This window comes from Rhizorhapis suberifaciens (assembly GCF_014200045.1).
GTDB classification, from domain to species: domain Bacteria; phylum Pseudomonadota; class Alphaproteobacteria; order Sphingomonadales; family Sphingomonadaceae; genus Rhizorhapis; species Rhizorhapis suberifaciens.
This window is the reverse complement of sequence record NZ_JACHOV010000003.1, coordinates 206,647-223,645: the sequence shown is the minus strand read 5'-3', so window position 1 is coordinate 223,645 and position 16,999 is coordinate 206,647. Positions and strand designations below refer to the sequence as shown.

17 protein-coding genes and 1 tRNA gene are annotated in these 16,999 nt (G+C 59.6%); 10 read left to right on the top strand and 8 right to left on the bottom strand.

Annotation, left to right across the window (positions count from 1 at the left end; all coding sequences use genetic code 11):
• Window positions 1–104: 104 nt before the first annotated feature.
• Window positions 105–1,397 carry a PAS domain-containing protein gene (locus HNQ99_RS05265; RefSeq protein ID WP_184474584.1) on the bottom strand — a complete coding sequence of 431 codons (1,293 nt, stop codon included), beginning with the start codon at window positions 1,395–1,397 and terminating at the stop codon, window positions 105–107.
• Between the two features lie 161 nt (window positions 1,398–1,558).
• Between HNQ99_RS05265 and HNQ99_RS05260 the strand changes: the two genes are divergently transcribed.
• A tRNA-Thr gene (locus tag HNQ99_RS05260) sits at window positions 1,559–1,634 on the top strand.
• Between the two features lie 545 nt (window positions 1,635–2,179).
• Entirely contained in the window at window positions 2,180–3,064 is an 885-nt protein-coding gene (locus HNQ99_RS05255; protein ID WP_184474723.1) for an MlaA family lipoprotein, read from the top strand.
• Window positions 3,065–3,157: 93 nt separating this feature from the next.
• Here the strand turns inward: HNQ99_RS05255 and HNQ99_RS05250 are convergent, their stop codons facing one another.
• The 4 genes from HNQ99_RS05250 to pgsA form a co-directional block, all read right to left on the bottom strand.
• Entirely contained in the window at window positions 3,158–3,886 is a 729-nt protein-coding gene (locus HNQ99_RS05250) for an SIMPL domain-containing protein (RefSeq protein WP_184474583.1), read from the bottom strand.
• A gap of 217 nt (window positions 3,887–4,103) precedes the next feature.
• Window positions 4,104–4,550: a molybdenum cofactor biosynthesis protein MoaE gene (locus HNQ99_RS05245; RefSeq protein WP_184474582.1), complete on the bottom strand. Its 447-nt coding sequence runs from the start codon at window positions 4,548–4,550 to the stop codon at window positions 4,104–4,106.
• The gene (locus HNQ99_RS05240) at window positions 4,547–4,807 is read right to left on the bottom strand and encodes a MoaD/ThiS family protein (RefSeq protein WP_184474581.1); all 261 of its coding nucleotides are present in this window, start codon (window positions 4,805–4,807) and stop codon (window positions 4,547–4,549) included. Before HNQ99_RS05240 ends, HNQ99_RS05245 begins: the two co-directional genes overlap by 4 nt.
• Before the next feature lie 4 nt (window positions 4,808–4,811).
• A complete protein-coding gene (gene pgsA / locus HNQ99_RS05235; RefSeq protein WP_184474580.1) occupies window positions 4,812–5,363 on the bottom strand; it encodes a CDP-diacylglycerol--glycerol-3-phosphate 3-phosphatidyltransferase in 552 nt (183 codons plus the stop codon).
• A gap of 149 nt (window positions 5,364–5,512) precedes the next feature.
• Here pgsA and HNQ99_RS05230 point away from each other — a divergent pair, with 149 nt between their 5' ends.
• Window positions 5,513–6,781: an MFS transporter gene (locus HNQ99_RS05230; RefSeq protein WP_184474579.1), complete on the top strand. Its 1,269-nt coding sequence runs from the start codon at window positions 5,513–5,515 to the stop codon at window positions 6,779–6,781.
• Between the two features lie 27 nt (window positions 6,782–6,808).
• Here HNQ99_RS05230 and HNQ99_RS16590 read toward each other — a convergent pair whose 3' ends face one another.
• The gene (locus HNQ99_RS16590) at window positions 6,809–6,988 is read right to left on the bottom strand and encodes a hypothetical protein (protein ID WP_246414538.1); all 180 of its coding nucleotides are present in this window, start codon (window positions 6,986–6,988) and stop codon (window positions 6,809–6,811) included.
• A gap of 170 nt (window positions 6,989–7,158) precedes the next feature.
• On the opposite strand from HNQ99_RS16590, the gene HNQ99_RS05225 reads away from it, so the two are divergent.
• Complete coding sequence (locus tag HNQ99_RS05225) at window positions 7,159–8,310, top strand: cobalamin-independent methionine synthase II family protein (protein WP_184474578.1); 1,152 nt, start codon at window positions 7,159–7,161, stop codon at window positions 8,308–8,310.
• Window positions 8,297–9,046: an IclR family transcriptional regulator gene (locus HNQ99_RS05220; RefSeq protein WP_246414535.1), complete on the top strand. Its 750-nt coding sequence runs from the start codon at window positions 8,297–8,299 to the stop codon at window positions 9,044–9,046. Before HNQ99_RS05225 ends, HNQ99_RS05220 begins: the two co-directional genes overlap by 14 nt.
• Before the next feature lie 7 nt (window positions 9,047–9,053).
• On the opposite strand, the gene HNQ99_RS05215 is transcribed toward HNQ99_RS05220, so the two are convergent.
• Both HNQ99_RS05215 and desA read right to left on the bottom strand, forming a co-directional pair.
• Window positions 9,054–9,926, bottom strand: a complete 873-nt coding sequence (locus tag HNQ99_RS05215) for a methylenetetrahydrofolate reductase (RefSeq protein ID WP_184474577.1) — start codon at window positions 9,924–9,926, stop codon at window positions 9,054–9,056.
• Between the two features lie 19 nt (window positions 9,927–9,945).
• Window positions 9,946–11,334 carry a syringate O-demethylase gene (gene desA, locus HNQ99_RS05210; protein WP_322790318.1) on the bottom strand — a complete coding sequence of 463 codons (1,389 nt, stop codon included), beginning with the start codon at window positions 11,332–11,334 and terminating at the stop codon, window positions 9,946–9,948.
• 189 nt (window positions 11,335–11,523) lie between these two features.
• Between desA and lgt the strand changes: the two genes are divergently transcribed.
• From lgt to HNQ99_RS05185, 5 genes are read left to right on the top strand one after another with little or no spacing between them, the layout of a single operon-like run.
• Window positions 11,524–12,390 carry a prolipoprotein diacylglyceryl transferase gene (gene lgt, locus HNQ99_RS05205; RefSeq protein WP_184474576.1) on the top strand — a complete coding sequence of 289 codons (867 nt, stop codon included), beginning with the start codon at window positions 11,524–11,526 and terminating at the stop codon, window positions 12,388–12,390.
• Window positions 12,380–13,450, top strand: a complete 1,071-nt coding sequence (locus HNQ99_RS05200) for a class I SAM-dependent methyltransferase (protein WP_322790317.1) — start codon at window positions 12,380–12,382, stop codon at window positions 13,448–13,450. Before lgt ends, HNQ99_RS05200 begins: the two co-directional genes overlap by 11 nt.
• Window positions 13,447–14,211, top strand: a complete 765-nt coding sequence (gene pgeF, locus HNQ99_RS05195; RefSeq protein ID WP_184474575.1) for a peptidoglycan editing factor PgeF — start codon at window positions 13,447–13,449, stop codon at window positions 14,209–14,211. The genes HNQ99_RS05200 and pgeF overlap by 4 nt, the downstream gene beginning before the upstream one ends.
• Window positions 14,208–15,611 (top strand): SLC13 family permease, encoded by a 1,404-nt coding sequence (locus tag HNQ99_RS05190; RefSeq protein ID WP_184474574.1) that lies wholly within the window; start codon window positions 14,208–14,210, stop codon window positions 15,609–15,611. The genes pgeF and HNQ99_RS05190 overlap by 4 nt, the downstream gene beginning before the upstream one ends.
• A 56-nt stretch (window positions 15,612–15,667) precedes the next feature.
• On the top strand, window positions 15,668–16,984 hold the full coding sequence (locus HNQ99_RS05185; protein ID WP_184474573.1) for a cystathionine gamma-synthase family protein: 1,317 nt from the start codon (window positions 15,668–15,670) through the stop codon (window positions 16,982–16,984).
• Window positions 16,985–16,999: the final 15 nt, after the last annotated feature.

Sequence of the window (16,999 nt, the reverse complement as noted above, 5' to 3'; positions counted from 1 at the left end):
AACCGGTGCTTGCGCAGCCCCCAACCCTAATATGGCAACATAGTTTCGATCAGAAGAAACTATATTATCAAGAATTCCTTAGTTACTCGTCACCGAAACTCGCTCTACGCCGCAGCCTTGCGGACGACTCGCTCCGCAAGCACCGAATTTCCATCGATGGCTGCGACTATGGAAAGGCTCCCGTCGGCCTCGCGGCGGCCCACCATAACGGCAAGTCCTTCTTCGTCTGTAGCGATTTCCTCGAACGGTATGGCAAGCGCGCTGCAGAGTTTCCGACGCGCTTCATGTACAGGATTGGACTGGCTGGTACGCTGCTGCTTGCGGGCAAGGCGCTCATTTCGCACCAGCGCCTTCAGACCGCCCGGATAGGCTTCCAGATAGGCCGCCAAAGTGCTTTTTTCTATTTGTCCGGCCATTCCGTGATCAAGGGCGGTGGCATATTCGGCAAGACGCGTCTTGTCGTAATTTGCCCCGAAGATCAGCTTGACGATCGGCGTCATCGGCGCGCGCGCCTGCACCTTTATCCCGGCATCCTGCAGCAGTTCAGCATATTCCTGCGCGTTGTTCCGAGCCAAGAGGGCGAAATCATAGGCAAGGCCAATAGCGCGATAGAGCGCGGAATGGCTACGATCCTCCACGGCCTGGGCTTCGCCCGCAAAATCGCGGGCAAGCGCCAGCCAATCGGCAAGCGGGGCGTCGGCGTCAGGCTCGGCAAGGACAAGCGTTCCGTCCTGTTCGGCCGGAAGCAGCGGTTCGGGAAAAACAGCCGAGGGCCCATCCGCCCATATCGGCGTATTAATGGCGGCAGAGGGCGCGCTGCGCAGGGCCTGACCTACTTCCAAAATCAGCTCGTCGGTCAGATTGCGGTCGGCCATTTCCTTCCAGTTGATGACGCCGTAGATGAAATCGATCGTGTCATCGTCGGATGAAAAGGGCATCAATATGCCGCGATACAATATTTCGGTGCCGCGCTGGTTCAGGAACTCGGCCTCGAAACCGATCGGCGCTCCATTGGCGATGATCTGAAGATAATGGTCCGTTAGCCGTGACAGCAAGGAACGGCTGGGCACATCGGCGATATGCTCTATTTCCCCATGAATGTCGCATTCCTGCCGTAGGGCCGATCCGAGATAGGGCACGGCCGGATTTTCCAGGCTGGCGGTGAAGTCCAGCAATACGCTGTAGGGCGCAAAATCCTCTATGCTTGCAGGTTCCAGATCTTCGATGGAAGGAAAGCGGCGGTCCTGCAGCAGCGATGCCCAATGATTATAAGCGCGCACATGCATCCGGCGCTCGTCGGTGCTGATCTCGGGCGGTGGCTCTATGGCCGAATCCTCCGCCGCATAATCCAGATCCTCCAGATGATGGGCCATGTCGTGCCCAAGCGGATTGTCCATTGCCCGTCCCGTCGCAAACTGTTCCAACCCTGAGTCTCGCATGGCGAGGGTAAAGATCGGGTGAATCATATTGCGAAGACGTTAACCGTAAACCGATGGAATAGCTGCAATGGCGGCTTGTCAGACGCCCCGGACCTTGGTAAGCGCCGCCAAAGGATAGGGCCGCTTTAGCTCAGCCGGTAGAGCACATCATTCGTAATGATGGGGTCAGGTGTTCGAGTCACCTAAGCGGCACCACTATCCTCTTAAATTCCCCCATGTCCCGGCCCGGCCAAGTGGCCAGTATATTCTCCCGCGATGTCCGAGGGTTAGGCGGGCATGGTTGATCCCAGAAACTGCCGTTCCCTTGGCGGCTCATGCATTGAGATGCAGCGCGAGAAGTCGTCGAGCACGGTCGACAGGTACATCCAGCCCCATCCGATGATCTGTGCGCCGCGCAGGCCAGGAGAAACGCGCTGGTCGATAGAAGACTACGGGCGGCGGAATGCATGAATGGGTCCCCCTTTTTGGGCTGCTCGTACCCGAGGGAAAAATACTAATGCACGTCATCGCAACGACCCATCATCTAAAGTCGAGGATCCAAAAGCTTCCATATCGGGAGCATTCCAGGCCGATTGAAATGCCTCCGTAGCCCTTTCCGGCAGGCCCGCTCTATTGACTGAGCGCCGCATCCTCTTTAGCCGCGCTGTGCTGGATGGTCCATGGAACATATCCGTGGATCCGTCATGAATTTCGAAGGGCCCAGCCGCACGTGGCGATCGGCCGCTGCAAAGGACTGGACTATGCTGCTGCCGGGCATCGCTGCGGGAATGTTGATGATGGGCGCGCAGATGGCAACGGTCGATGCGCCGCCGCCAGAAAAGCCGCCGGTGGTCGATGATGCGGGGGCCGGGGCCACGCTGGACGCTCCTGCGGCTCCCCCATCGACGAACGACACGGACCCACAGCACGACATCGTGGTGACCGGCGCGGAGCGGGCGCCGCCTGGGGACCCGTTGGAAAATCTCAACGCGAAAAGCTTCGAGGCGGTGCAGTCGGTCGACAAGGCAGTGGTCGAGCCGGTGGCAAAGGCCTATAACAAGGGCCTGCCTAAACCCGTGCGCAAGGGCTTCCGCAACTTCTTCGCCAATCTGCAAGAGCCGGTGGTGTTCGCCGCTTATATGCTCCAGCTGAAGCCAGGCAAGGCGTTTGAGACGGCGGGGCGCTTCACCCTCAACACTACGCTGGGCGTCGCCGGGCTGTTCGACGTCGCCAAGCGCAAGCCCTTTTACCTGCCCTACCGTCCCAACGGCCTTGCCAATGTGCTCGGCTATTATGGCGTAGGACCCGGGCCATACATGTATCTGCCGATCGTCGGGCCGACGACGCTGCGCGATATTATTGGCGATACGGTGGACAAGATGGCAGTGCCCTTCCTGGTCGGGAAGCCCTTCACCGAGCCAGCCTATGTCATCCCAGCGACGATCCTCAACCAACTCGGCGAGCGTGCCGCCTTTGACGATACCGTCCAGCAGATCCGCAAGGAGGATGACCCTTATGCGGCCTATCGCGAGCTGTACCTGAAGCAGCGCAAGGCGGAGATCGAAGCGTTGCACGGACGGACGAGCGATGACGTGGTGCCGGTTTATGGACGGCGGATGGGAGAAGGTGGGGCGGTGCCGCAGTAAGCTGAAGCTGCCTGCTTCCCAGTCCATGCCTGCCAGCGCCCCCGCAAGATCGACCTGGGGCAGACCGCAATGGCTACCTGATACGGAGCGGCTCTATTGCCGGGTAAGGGCGAAATCCACCTGAATGGCAACAGCGCTGGTCGTCTGACCAGCCATGATGCCCGCTGATGCATTCGCGGCCTGCTCAGCCATGACCACAGGAGGCGGAGCAGCCGGAATGGCGCCGGGCAGATAGCGGCTCCCCTGCATCCCTCCAGAATCCCGGATCGTCAGTACACGGCTGATCTTCATTCCCGCTGCCTTGGCATAGGCTTCGGCTCGTGCATACGCGGCCTTATATGCATTGGTATAGGCGCTTGTTGCGGCCCTTTCGGGGTTTGCCATCCGCAAATCCGGTCCGCTGACGATATTTGCGCCGGCGGTCGTGGTAGCGGTGACCGCAGCACCGGCCTTGTCAACATTCCTCACAGTAACATTCACGATGTTGCTTGCCTGATATTGACCTTTCCGTTCCCCCCAATCGATCCGCTGGACATTCATAGCACGCGTCTGAATGTCCTTTTGGGCAATTCCCACCCTCCTCAAAGCACTCAAGATTTCCTGAATCTTCCTTAGATTGGCCTCGCTAGCCGCTTTGGCCGTTTTATCCCAGGTGTTTATGCCTGCTTGAAATTGCGCCTGGTCGGGTTGGGTTTCTGACTGACCGATAGCACTGACCGAAAGGAGAGTTTCTTCATGCTCTACACCGCGAGAATCATATGACGCGTCACCGCAACTGGCGAGCGCAGTGGCCAAACCTACAATGAACGGGATCCTCAACATCTGCACTCTCCTGACTTCTTGCCGAAAGTACGGGACAGTCTGCATGAACGAAGATGAAGGGCGGCTGACAAAGGTTAGCCGTTCCTGCTTCGATCACGGAAAGCGCTGAAGCAGTTGGTCGTTGAGCCCTGGGCCTCGCTGGTGATCGATCATGGCCAATGTGTCCGAGGTACATATCCAGCAAGTCGCCGATGCTTCCATCTGGCTCGACATCAATCTAAGTTTGGCGCCATTGAGCGGCGCGTTCCTCGTCCGCTTGGCGTGATTCCACCCAGCTGGTGCGACCGTCAGCAAAGCGTTCCCGTTTCCAGAAAGGGGCGCTGGTCTTCAACCAATCGATCAGGAAAGCGCAGCTTTCAAGAGCCGCTTGCCGGTGTCGCGCGGCCGTCGCGACGAATACGATGCGGTCGCCCGGCGCCAGCGCACCGACGCGATGGATGAGCCGAACCCCAAGCAAGGACCAGCGTTCGGCGGCTTCCCTCGCCAGCGCCTCAAGCTGCGACTGCGTCATCGCCGGGTAATGGTCCAGGTGCAGTTCAACCAAGCCACCGTCGCCGCGCACAAGCCCTGTAAAGCTTGCGACCGCGCCGCCGCCGCTCGCCTCCAGCGCCGCCTGTTCGGTGCCGGGGTCGAATGTGTCGGTCTGGACAGAAACCGAAATCATCCCCCGGTAACTGGCGGGAAGATCGCCAGTTCCCTCCCCGAACCCAAAGACGTCTCAAGAGACACGAACTTCTGGTCCAATGCTGCACGCAGCCGAGCCGGCTCGGCAAAAGCCTGGGCGTAGCCTCCGCCCCGCCGCGCGAGCATTGCGATAAGATCGATGACCTGCATCTCTCCGCCGGGATGGTCGATGGTTTCCCCATCCAGGCCGATGCGTTCACGCACCCATGAAAAATATAGAATTTCGAGCTTTGCCACCGTATCAATCCATATGCTTCACGCCGACGCGAAGATAATCCCACCCCGTGACCAGCGTCAGAATCGCCGCTGCCCAAAGCGTCGTCAGCCCGATTTGCTTCACCATGGCAAACTGGGGCAAAGCGCCGGCCAGGATAAGCGCTCCAAGCGCAATCAGCTGAAAAGCCGTTTTCCACTTTGCCAGTTTCGACACGGGAACCGAAACCCGTAGATCGGCCAGAAATTCGCGGAGCCCGGATACGGCGATTTCGCGAAGCAGGATGATGATGCCCGCAATGATATGAATGCCTGCAATATCGCGCGTCGCCGCCAACATCAGGATCACCGCCGCGATCATGATCTTATCCGCAATGGGATCAAGGAAGATACCCAGCTTCGACACCGTGCCCTTGGCGCGTGCCAGATAGCCATCGAAATAATCGGTGACGCCCATCAGGCAATATAATGCAAAGCCGAAGGCATAGCCCGTCTCCCATTGTGGAAACCACAATAGGCCAACGAGCAAAGGCACCGCGAAAATCCGGGAGAGCGTTAATATGTTCGGCAGCGTCAGCATTGTCGCCCACCGCCATAATGCTTTTCTCAAACAATGGAAATCCGTCGGGTGAATGTTGGTGGATGAGCATAAACCCTATTGGCCGCGCCGCTCGCACAGGCTACATGGCACCTCACCTTACCTTCCGGCAACAACGAGAACATCCCCACATGCAGGCATCCCTTAGGCTTCTTGGCAAGCGAAGGTTCCTGCCCATCTTCGTCACTCAGTTCCTGGGGGCCTTCAACGACAATCTGTTCAAGACCGCCATGGTGCTGTTCGCAACCTATGCGATCTATGATGACCCGCGCATGGAATCCAATTTCAATGCGTTGGCGACGGGGCTCTTCATTCTGCCCTTCTTCCTGCTTTCGGCCCTTTCCGGCCAGCTGGCGGACGCCACCGACAAGGCGCGGATCGTCAGGATAGTGAAAGCGGCGGAAGTGATCATCATGGCGGTGGGCGCGACGGGACTGCTGCTGGAGAACATCCCGCTAATGCTGGTAGCCGTATTGGCGATGGGCGTACATTCGACGTTTTTCGGGCCTATAAAATACGCCATCCTGCCTCAGCATCTCAATGATGACGAGGTGCTCGGCGGCACCGGGCTGGTCGAGGCGGGGACCTACCTCGCCATTCTTGCCGGCACCATAGCGGCTGGCTGGATCAATGCGGAAGCGACCGCCATCGGCGTCGTCCTTGTGGCGTTGCTCGGTTATTATAGCGGGCGGCAGATTCCGCCTGCGCCGCCCGTGGGCGATCCTATCAAGATCGACCATCATGTGTTCCGGTCATCATGGCGGCTGATCAGCGTAACTATGCACATTCCCAGGCTCTTCCTGGCAATCTGCGCCATCAGCTTCTTCTGGATGATCGGTTCCATCCTCATCATAATCTTCCCGCCGCTCGTGAAGAATGTCTTCACAGCTAGCAAGGAAGTGGCCAGCCTCTTCCTCGCTATCTTTTCAATCGGCGTGGCCCTGGGTTCAGTGCTGATCAACCGGCTGCTGCAGGGCAAGGTATCGGCGAAATTTGGTCCCCTGTCGGTGGTGCTGATGGCTGGTTTCATCCTCTTTCTGTATGTCGTCGCCAGAAGCTGGATCGGCGCGCCGGAGGGTGAGCTGTACGACGTCTGGACCTTCATCGACCATAGCGGGGCCTGGCAAGTGCTTATCGCGCTTCTCGGCATCGCGATCAGCGGCGGGATGTTTGTCGTGCCGCTCTATGCCTTTCTCACCACAACCGTCAGCAAGAGCGAGACTGCCCGTACGGTGGCGGCCAACAATGTTGTGAATTCAGGCGCAATGACGATCGGCGCCCTGGCAATATTAGGCGCCACCGGGCTAGGACTTTCGATCACCGGTGCGCTGCTGCTGGTGGCGGCCATGTGCTTGCTGTCGGCTTGGCTCGCATGGAAACTGCATCAGGCGTGCGTTTGAAAAGGTTGCCCCCCTCGCGTGAACGGCTCAGGCAATAAAGGTGTAAAATGCCGTGAAGAAGGCAGAGAAACTGAGGGCGAAGAGCTTCCAGTCTTGATCGTCTGAGGCCCGCAAATCCTTCTTGTTCACACTCAGCGAGGTAGGAGGCAGTGTTCGGCGGAAAGGATGCCGCGCTGTTTCCATGCCAAGGACAAGTCGCCGTTTCATAGGACGGATGTTAACGGACTTTTAACTCTGTTGCCTAGCCGGAAAGGTAGTTAACCCCAGAATGTGCCGGTGCGGGACAGGCAGTGGATCGCTACTCAGTGCTGGCGTCGTTCGCGTAGTTGAATTATTCGAATGAGTGAATACGCAGGACGACTCAAGGAGAGACCCAAATGTCCATTCGGACCACCCATGTCGGCAGTCTCCCAAGAGGTGATCAACTGGCAACCCTGTTGCTTGCCCGAGATCATGGCGAGGAGGTCGACTCCACTGAATTCGAGCGGGTGGTACAAGCTGCAATCGACGATGCCGTTGCCCGTCAAGCAGCGGCAGGAGTTGGCATCATGAGCGATGGCGAACTCGGCAAGGTCGGTTACGCCACCTACATTACCGAGCGGCTGGAAGGATTTGGCGGTCATGTGGACCGCACCCCGGCGCGGGACCTTGCCGACCTTCCTGACTTGCGAAAGAAGCTCACCGCCATCATGGGTGCGCAGGAGTTCGTTCGGGCGGCTTGCGTAGGCCCTGTAAAATTGCGCACATTGGAGCCTTGCCGCGATGACATCCGCCGCTTCCGGGCGGCGATGGACCGTCATGGCGGCGGCGCGCGCGGCTTCCTCAACGCCGCATCCCCAGGGCTGGTGACCGCGTTTCAGCCCAATCAATATTATGGCACCCATGAAGCCTATCTTGCGGACTTGGTCGGGGCGATGCGTCCGGAATATGAAGCTATTGTCGATGCCGGCTTCGATTTGCAATTGGACTGCCCCGACCTGGCGATGGCGGCGCATACGGGTTTTCAAGGCTTGAGCGAGTCTGATTTCCTCAAGCGCGCCGCCCAGAATGTTGAAGCGTTGAATGCCGCCACGCGCAACATATCGCCCGACAGAATGCGGATGCACATTTGCTGGGGCAATTATGAAGGGCCGCATCATCACGACATCCCGCTGGAGAAGGTGATCGGCATCGTACTTGCCGCCCGCCCCTCGACCATCCTGTTTGAAGCGGCCAATCCGCGCCACGAACATGAATGGGAAGTGTGGCGGGATGCGCGACTGCCTTCGGACAAGATCCTTGCTCCGGGATTGATCGACAGCTGCTCCAACTATGTCGAGCACCCCGCCCTCATTCGCCAGCGGCTGGAGCGTTTCATCTCATTCATGGGGCCGGAAAGGGTTCTGGCAAGCACTGACTGTGGTTTCGGAACCTTTGCCAATTACGGCAAGATCGACCCGGCGGTGACCTGGATGAAGCTACGGGCGCTTCGCGACGGCGCCGACCAGATGGACGCTTTGCTGCTGACTGGCGCCGATGGCGGGCGTTGAACCAGGCGGCAGCGTCAAATCCGCCATGCGGACGCTCGACGTGCTTGAACTGCTGGTCGGTCAGGCACGGCCAATGGCCGCTCACGAAATCGCGGCAGCGCTGGCTATTCCCATGAGCAGTCTTTCCTATTTGCTCTCCACGCTTGCAGAGCGCGGCTATCTTGAACGATCAGGGCGCTTCTATGGCATCGGAGATGCGATCCGGCGGTTGCAGCCCCGCAGGGCCGCTCCGACAGTGGCAGAGCGTGCGGTTCCGCTGGTGGCGTCGCTCCGGCATCAACTGAACGAAACCGCCAGCTTTTTCGTGCGCCGGGGTTTTGAGATTGAGGCTGTCGCAAGCGAGGTCGGCCAACATGCATTGCGCTATACCCTGGAGGTGGGACAACGTGCCCCCTTGCACAGCTTTGCTGCGGGCAAGGCGCTGCTGGCAAGGCTGGATGAGGACGAACTCAGCCGCTATTTCAACTCCATCGAACGAATGGCATTCACCCCCAAAACACTCGTCAGCGAGCAGGCCCTCCGCGCAGACATAGAAGAAGCGCGGCGCGCCGGCATCGCGCGTACGTGCGAGGAGCACACGCCGGGGATCATCGGCATCGGATGCGCGGCTCTGGTCGATGGTGTCGCGGTAGGGGCCTTCAGCGTCGCCATCCCGGTCGCGCGCTTTGATCCGGGCGTCGAGGAACGCTGCATCCGCCTCCTGACCCGCGCGGCCGAGGCTTTGGCCACACACTGAATAGGTGTTAGCAGCCCTGCCGGCGCCGAAATTCGCGTATCCATTCAGCGGTCGTCCTTAACCCGCCGAACGGATAGAAATGCAGCAATACGTCGCCATGTTTTGACGGATCAAGGCCATCGGCAAGGTCCTTGATCAGCGCATCCGGTCCTGCGGTGGAGAGCAATTTGGTAATGGAAAGACCATATTTGCGCATCACCTTAGCTGATGCGCCTACACCGCAACGAGCGGCAAAGCTCAACAGCCGCTTCACGCTCGCAGGGCCCGGAACCCCGATCCGCACCAGAGCATCCACGCCCTCGGCTCGCACCTGCTCAAGCCAGCTTAGCACCGGTTCAGCATCGAAGGCGAATTGCGTTACGACCGCAAAGTCATGGCCCCGATCGTGCAGTGCGGCCTGTTTGTCCCGCTTGGCACGCCAAAGCTTGTCATTGCCTATGTCCGGATGACCCTCTGGATAGCCTGAAATGCCGACGCGGCGAATGCCATATTGGGCGAGGAGGCCGGTGCGGATGATGCTGAGTGCATCCTCATAGGGTCCCATTGGTTGGGGTGGATCGCCGGCCACCACAAATGCGTGATCGACGGCGGCCTCCCGTTGCAGGCCAGACAGGAAGCTTTCCAACTCTTCCTGCGACTCCAAACTGCGGGCTGAAATGTGCGGAATGGGGATGAAGCCCAACTCCCGCACATGTTTTGCAGCGGCAATGCGGTCATCGAAGGTTTCGCCCGGCAGGAAGGTGACTGGAATCTTCGTGCCGGGTGGAATGCTGTCTGCTGCCGCTTCAAGCTCAGGCACATCCTTGGCGGTCATTTCAACCGAATAATTGTTGAGCAGTGCGCACAGCGCCTGTGATCCGCCATAAGGATGCCTGGGCATGTTCGCCTATCCCTTCCTCTCAGGCGGGCTGACGCCGCCGCCAGCCTTCGGCATAGGAATCCCGGGCCACTTCCGCATAGGGGACGGGGCTGACCACCGCCTTGATCTCGGTCTGGACATGGCGCTCGACCGTTGGCTTTGCCGAACCGCCATCTGGCTCACCCCAGAGTAGAGTCACTTGGGTGCCGGGCGTCGCGCGTTCTGCATCAACCATGGCCAAGGCCAACATCCGGCCTTCGTTTGCACTATATCCGATCCAGGTTGAAAGGCCCACCGTCTCGCCGCCTGCCAATATCCTGTCGAAGGGGTGCATGGCATAGACGGCCGAAGGAAATTCGAACGCCTTCGCGCGCTCGCCCTTGGTCAGCATCGAACTCATCACCCGCATGACGTCTTCATTGTCGAGAGCCAGCGTCACCTTTTGGCGATGCGGTCCCTGAGCAATCTTCTCAAGAGCTTCGCGGCCGATGAAGTCATGGTCGAACTTGACGAATGGGCCGTAACCCAGATCCCATGGTGTCAGATAATAGTCTTCGATATTGCCGGAGACGAAACTGCCGCCGATCGACGCCTTGGCCTCATAGCAATCGGCGGGCAGCCATTCGCGATAAGCCTTCATGCTGTCGCCGGTATAAACGGCAGGCAAGGGGGAGGGGATCCAGCCGGACTCGAGCGTGTTGGAGGAATAGGCGCGACCGCCAACCAGCCTCAGGTCAAACGCCTTCCCTGCGGTGATCAGGGCTTGGCGTACTTCCTCGCCCTCATCCCAGGGGCCAAACAGCTCAAATCCCGGTTGCCCTGCCATGCCATGGCGTAGCGCGCGCACCTGCTTTCCCGCGATGGTGAGCGTGGTCATGTTGAAGAATTTGAGGTCGGGCGGAGTTGCGCCAATGGCTTGTCCGATCACCTTCATCGCGTTGGGGCCCTGCACCTGAAAACGATAGGATTTTCGTTTTCCGTCGGAGCGCATCGCCCAGCGTTCATCGCGCGTGACACTCACATTCCATTGGCCGGTCGCGGCGTGATATTCCACCCATTCGATCGCAGGCGCGCGGCCCACCAGATTGAACGAATTCTCCGCGAGATAGAATAGAATGACGTCGCCTATCACATATCCTTCAGGGGTCACCGGCACCCATTGCTTGGCTTTGTCGACCCTAAAGCCCTTGAAGCTGTTGATGCCGAGATAGTTCAGCATGGCGAAGGCGTCCGGACCCTCAACCGCCAAGTCCACCATATGATAGGACTGATTGAACAGCACTGCGCTGTGCTGCCATCCCCACTGCTCGTCGCGCCAATTGCTATATTCTGCGGGAACCCCAGGGTAGACATTGGGACCGGTCTGCTGATTGCGAAGCAATTCCACTATGTTGCCGGCGCCGGTCAGCACCTCGTCCAGATTTTTCACTTCAACTCTCCTCGTGATAGGGGCGCAAAGCCAGGCAGTTAATTCATGTACCAGAATATTTCATATCTATGAAGTTATGTCCAGTTCGATCCCCTTGCCGATCGTGGTGCGAGGGCCATTTTCATCCCGCTCCCCCTTGGTCTTACCAGCGCCATCCTCTATGCAGGCCGAAATTGCTGGGGAAGTGCCTTGATCGAAACCATTTTCGCCGCTGCCACGGCTCATGTCCGTTTTGAAAATCTGGGACTGGATCCTGTCGCGCTGGATCTCGGATTCTTCACTATCAAATGGTACAGCCTCGCCTATCTGTCGGGAATACTGATCGGCTATTGGTATTTGCTGAAGCTGATCGCCCAGCCCGGTGCCCCTTTGGCCCGGCGTCATGCTGACGACATGATCTTCTATGCGACGCTCGGCATCATTCTGGGCGGAAGACTGGCCTACGTCTTTTTCTATCAGCCTGCGATTCTCGAACGGCCGCTCGACATATTCAAATTGTGGGAAGGCGGCATGTCTTTCCACGGCGGCGTTTTGGGCGTATCGCTCGGCATATTATATCTGGCGCGCAAGAACGGGCTGAGTTGGCTGCGCGTACATGATTATGTGGCGTGCTGCGTACCCTTCGGGCTGTTCTTCGGCCGCCTTGCCAACTTCGTGAATGGTGAACTCTGGGGTAAGGCAAGCGAGGTGCCATGGGCGATTGTCTTTCCCACAGGTGGCGAAGTGCCTCGTCATCCCAGCCAACTCTACGAAGCGGCGCTTGAAGGCGTCGTGCTCGGCGTCATCCTGTGGTTTGCCTTCTGGAAGACGCGGGCACGCTACCAGCCGGGCATGCTGGTCGGCATTTTCCTGCTGGGTTATGGCGTTGCGCGTTTTACCGTGGAATTCTTTCGAGAGGCAGATGCGCAGTTGATGGAATTTGCCGCGCGCACCGGCCTGCATATGGGTCAATGGCTCACCTTGCCCATGATAATGGGCGGCCTGTATCTCATCGCCACCGCTCGCAGCCGGGCCGTGCGGGGCGCATTTCCGGACGGGAGTGCGCGTGCAGGCTGACGAGCTGCCACTTCCCGATCGCCTCGCGCGACAGATCGATGCCGGTGGGCCAATATCGGTCGCCCATTATATGGCCGAGGCAAACGCGCATTATTATAATAGTCGCGATCCGCTGGGCGCGGGGGGCGATTTCATCACTGCGCCAGAAATCAGCCAGATGTTTGGCGAACTGATCGGGCTCTGGCTTGCAGACCTCTGGATGCGCAGCGGCCGCAAAGCCGATCCCCTTTATGTGGAACTGGGACCGGGTCGCGGCACGCTCGCTGTAGATGCGTTGCGTGCGATGGAGATGGCGGCGCTTGCGCCAAAGGTGCATCTGGTCGAAACCAGCGAGGCTCTCCGGGCCAAGCAGAAGGCCAATATTTCTCATGCAGACTGGCACGATGATCTGGACAGCCTGCCAACCAGCGGACCCATCCTCGCTGTAGCCAATGAGTTTTTCGACGCGCTTCCCGTGCGTCAGATGGTTGCGACTCCCAAGGGCTGGCGGGAGCGGGTAGTGATCCGCGCGTTGAATGGCGAGCCGGGCTTGTTCGAGCCCATGGCGGGATTTCGCCCGATGGACAGCGCGGTTCCGGACGCCCTGCGCTACGTCCCTGAAGGCGCGATACTGGAAAGCTCGCCGGCAAGCGCCACAGTCGCTTACGCGCTGGCGCTACGAATCGCCAGGCAGGGCGGGGCCGCCATCATAATCGACTATGGCTATGAAGGTCCGGCGTTGGGAGATACGCTGCAGGCTGTGCGCGGACACATGGCCTCCAACCCCTTTGCCGATCCAGGTGCAAGCGACCTTACCGCACATGTGGATTTCACTTGCCTTGGCAATATGGCGCGGCAGGCGGGATTGAAGGTATTCGGTCCGGTAGGACAAGGTGCCTGGCTCAAAGCTGTCGGCATCGATGCTCGCGCCGCAATGCTGGCCCAAAAATCACCGGAACGGGCGGAAGAAATTGAAAACGCACGATCCCGGTTGACCGCGGACGATCAGATGGGCACCCTTTTCAAGGCGATGGCCTTCGTCCACCCGGACTGGGCATCGGCTGAGGGGTTTAACGGGTGATCGAAATCTTGCGTAGCGGCGCATTGGGTGGCGTGCCGCATGGCTTTCTGGGGCGGCGAGGCGGCGTGTCCATTGGCCTATATGGCGGTCTGAATGTCGGTTTGGGCTCTGCGGATGATCGTACGGCGATAAACCAGAACCGTATATTGGCGCGTGAAGCGGTGTTGCCTGGGTCGATCCTGGTGACAGTTCATCAAGTGCATTCTCCTGATGTCGTGACCGTGACCGAGCCCATATCGGAGGATGCCCGACCCAGCGCCGACGCAATGGTGACCAACCAGCCAGGGCTGTTGCTAGGCATTTTGACGGCCGATTGCGTGCCGGTGCTTTTCGCAGACCAGCAGGCGGGCGTCGTCGGTGCGGCTCACGCTGGTTGGAAGGGCGCTTTGGGCGGGGTGACTGACGCCGTGTTGCAGGCGATGGAAAAGCAGGGCGCGCGAAGAGATCGGATCGGATGCGCGGTCGGTCCCTGCATCGCACGGTCATCATATGAGGTGGCCGACGATTTCGCATCGACTTTCCTGCGCGCCGATCCCGACAATGAGCGCTTCTTCACCGCGGGCAGACCCTTTCATCAGCAGTTCGATATCGAAGCCTATGTCGTGGCCCGCCTGGCGCAAGCGGGGGTGACCCGCATAGAGGCGTTGGGCGAGGACACTTATTCGCAGCCCAGCCGCTTCTACAGCTATCGCCGCTCCTGCCATCAGGGTGAGCCGGGATATGGACGTCAGATCTCGCTCATCGGCCTTGCCCCCGAATGACGAAAACAATGGGCCTGTGGGGCGGCATCCTGGCCTTTTTCGTCCTGCTCGCACTGCCTGCCCCTGCGGGCATGACTGCCAACGCCTGGCATATGGTCGCGCTTCTTGTGCTGATGGCGGCTTGGTGGATGACAGAGGCGCTGCCGCTTACCGCCACGGCTTTACTGCCCTTCCTGGTCATTCCACTGACGGGAATGATGTCGCCCAAGGAAATCGCCGCCGCTTATTATTCGCCGATCCTGTTCCTGGTGTTGGGGGGAGCCTTCCTGGCGCTGGCGATCGAGCGCACGGGCCTGCACCGGCGGCTTGCGCTGGCTGTTGTCGCGCGCGGCGGGCGAACGCCCGGCGGCCTGTTGCTCGCCTTTATGACGGCCACAGCAATACTCAGCCTGATCGTCTCCAACACTGCTACAACCCTGATCATGATGCCGATCGGGCTGGCCGTTATCGCGGCTGCTGGCGTTGAGAAGGAAGAAACGGAAGGGTTTGCAGGCGCTCTGGCCATGGGGATTGCTTTTGCCGCCAGCATAGGCGGCCTGGGCACACTGGTGGGATCGCCGACCAACGCCATTGCCGCGGGCCTGATCGAGCGGCTCCTCGGCTATCGCATCGATTTCCTGACCTGGGCAATCTTCGGCATGCCCTTGGTGCTCATTGGCGTCCCGCTCTGCTGGTGCATTTTGATGAGGGTCCAGCGCGTTGATGCGAAGAGCTTCGATGGGCACAGCCTGCATGGCGCCATCGGTACGCCGGGCCCCTGGTCTGTGGCCGAAAAGCGGCTGGTTCCCTTGCTTATGGCCGTAGTGGCAATGTGGGTGCTGTTGCCGCTTTTCCCGTCCGCCTTGTCGGGAGGCCGCATTGAGGACGGTAGCATAGCCATTGCTGGCGCGCTGCTGCTATTCATTATCCCGGACGGCACGGGACGCCCGCTACTCAACTGGCAAGAGGCAAATCGCGCGCCTTGGGGCGTGATCATGATGTTCGGCGGCGGACTGGCGCTGGCCGAAGGCGTTACGGCTTCAGGCCTCGACAGCTGGCTTGGCTCGGCGCTTGAGCCGTTGGGAAGCGTGCCGCCGCTCTTCATTGCACTGGCTCTGGTGGCGCTGGTTGTCGTGGTGACGGAATTTGCGTCCAACGTCGCCAGCGCCAGCGGCATGATGCCAGTGGTTGCCGGACTGATTGCGGCGACGGGCGCCGATCCGCTCACGTTGGCCCTGCCGGCTGCCTTTGCGGCCAGTTGGGGCTTCATGCTGCCATCGGGTACGGGCCCCAATGCCATAGCCTGGGCCACCGGGCATATTGCGCTGCCCCGAATGCTGAAGGCCGGATTGCTGCTTGATACCGCAGGGGTCGCGCTCATTGTTTTAACCGTCTTTGTTTTGGCACCCATAGCCGGTTAGATTGTTCCCCATGCGGATGACTGCGCCACGCAGCGGTATTGAAGAGGAACGGAAATATGACCGGTGAGAAAAAAGGCGCTGCCCCCTCAACAACGCCCCGCAGACGGCCCAAGCCGGACATATTGGAAATTGACGGAAGGCGGCTAAGGCCCTCCACGTTGATGATGGGACACGGCTTCGACCCGGGTCTGTCGGAAGGCGCATTAAAGCCGCCTATCTTCCTGACCTCCACCTTCGTCTTCGAAAGCGCGGAGGCGGGGAAGCGCCATTTTGAAGGAGTGACCGGCATAAGGCCAGGCGGCGCGGAGGGCCTGGTTTATTCACGCTTCAACGGTCCCAACCAGGAAATTGCCGAAGATCGGCTGGGCGTTTGGGAGGATGCCGAGGACGCGCTGACCTTCTCCAGCGGAATGTCGGCCATCGCTACCACGCTTCTCACCTTCGTTCATCCGGGAGACGTGATCCTGCACAGCGCCCCGCTCTATGCCGCCGCCGAAGCGTTGATCGGTCGGATTTTGGGCAAGTTCGGCGTTCACTGGCTGGATTTTCCTGCAGGCGCGAGCCGTGAGGAAATCGATGCCGTGCTGAAGAAGGCAAAGGGCATGGGCCGTCTGGCGATGATCTATCTGGAAAGCCCCGCCAACCCGACCAATGTGCTGGTGGACGTCGAGGCCGTAGTCGAGGCTCGCAACAGCCTGTTCGCCAATGAGGCTGAAAAGCCGCCGATCGTCATCGACAACACCTTTCTTGGACCGCTGTGGCACCAGCCGCTGAAGTTCGGTGTGGACCTGGTGGTCTACTCGCTCACAAAATATGCCGGGGGCCACAGCGATCTGGTGGCTGGCTGTGTACTCGGCGCGAAAAGCATGATTGATCAGGTCCGTGCCATGCGGAACACTATCGGCACCATATTGGATCCCCATAGTGCGTGGATGCTGCTGCGGAGTTTGGAGACACTGGAGTTGCGTATGACGCGCGCGGGGGAAAACGCTGCCCGCATCTGCGCCTGGCTGCGCGAACAGCCGCAAGTGCAGCGTGTCGTCTATCTGGGCTTCCCCAGCAGCGAACGGCAGCGCCATATTTATGACCGTCATTGCTCAGGGGCAGGCTCTACCTTCTCGCTTTACCTGAAGGGTGGTGAAAAGGAGGCCTTCGCCTTCCTCGATTCCCTCAAAATCGCCAAGCTTGCGGTCAGTCTGGGCGGAACGGAGACATTGGCCAGCCATCCGGCGGCGATGACCCACTTGTCAGTCGCGCCAGAGCGGCGGAAAGCGCTCGACATCACCGACAATATGGTCCGCATATCGATTGGTGTGGAGGATGCGGACGATCTGATTGCCGACTTCGCCCAGGCATTGAAAATGGTGGGGTAGGAGCATGCCGCGAGG

Coding starts and splice junctions, on each gene's coding strand:
- HNQ99_RS05220 (WP_246414535.1), top strand. CDS start 8,297: ATGGCGGGCGTTGAACCAGGCGGCAGCGTCAAATCCGCCATGCGGACG.
- HNQ99_RS16590 (WP_246414538.1), bottom strand. CDS start 6,988: ATGAAACGGCGACTTGTCCTTGGCATGGAAACAGCGCGGCATCCTTTC.
- HNQ99_RS05255 (WP_184474723.1), top strand. CDS start 2,180: ATGCTGCTGCCGGGCATCGCTGCGGGAATGTTGATGATGGGCGCGCAG.
- HNQ99_RS05215 (WP_184474577.1), bottom strand. CDS start 9,926: ATGCCCAGGCATCCTTATGGCGGATCACAGGCGCTGTGCGCACTGCTC.
- HNQ99_RS05185 (WP_184474573.1), top strand. CDS start 15,668: ATGACCGGTGAGAAAAAAGGCGCTGCCCCCTCAACAACGCCCCGCAGA.
- HNQ99_RS05250 (WP_184474583.1), bottom strand. CDS start 3,886: ATGTTGAGGATCCCGTTCATTGTAGGTTTGGCCACTGCGCTCGCCAGT.
- HNQ99_RS05225 (WP_184474578.1), top strand. CDS start 7,159: ATGTCCATTCGGACCACCCATGTCGGCAGTCTCCCAAGAGGTGATCAA.
- HNQ99_RS05230 (WP_184474579.1), top strand. CDS start 5,513: ATGCAGGCATCCCTTAGGCTTCTTGGCAAGCGAAGGTTCCTGCCCATC.
- HNQ99_RS05245 (WP_184474582.1), bottom strand. CDS start 4,550: ATGATTTCGGTTTCTGTCCAGACCGACACATTCGACCCCGGCACCGAA.
- HNQ99_RS05265 (WP_184474584.1), bottom strand. CDS start 1,397: ATGGACAATCCGCTTGGGCACGACATGGCCCATCATCTGGAGGATCTG.
- pgsA (WP_184474580.1), bottom strand. CDS start 5,363: ATGCTGACGCTGCCGAACATATTAACGCTCTCCCGGATTTTCGCGGTG.
- HNQ99_RS05190 (WP_184474574.1), top strand. CDS start 14,208: ATGACGAAAACAATGGGCCTGTGGGGCGGCATCCTGGCCTTTTTCGTC.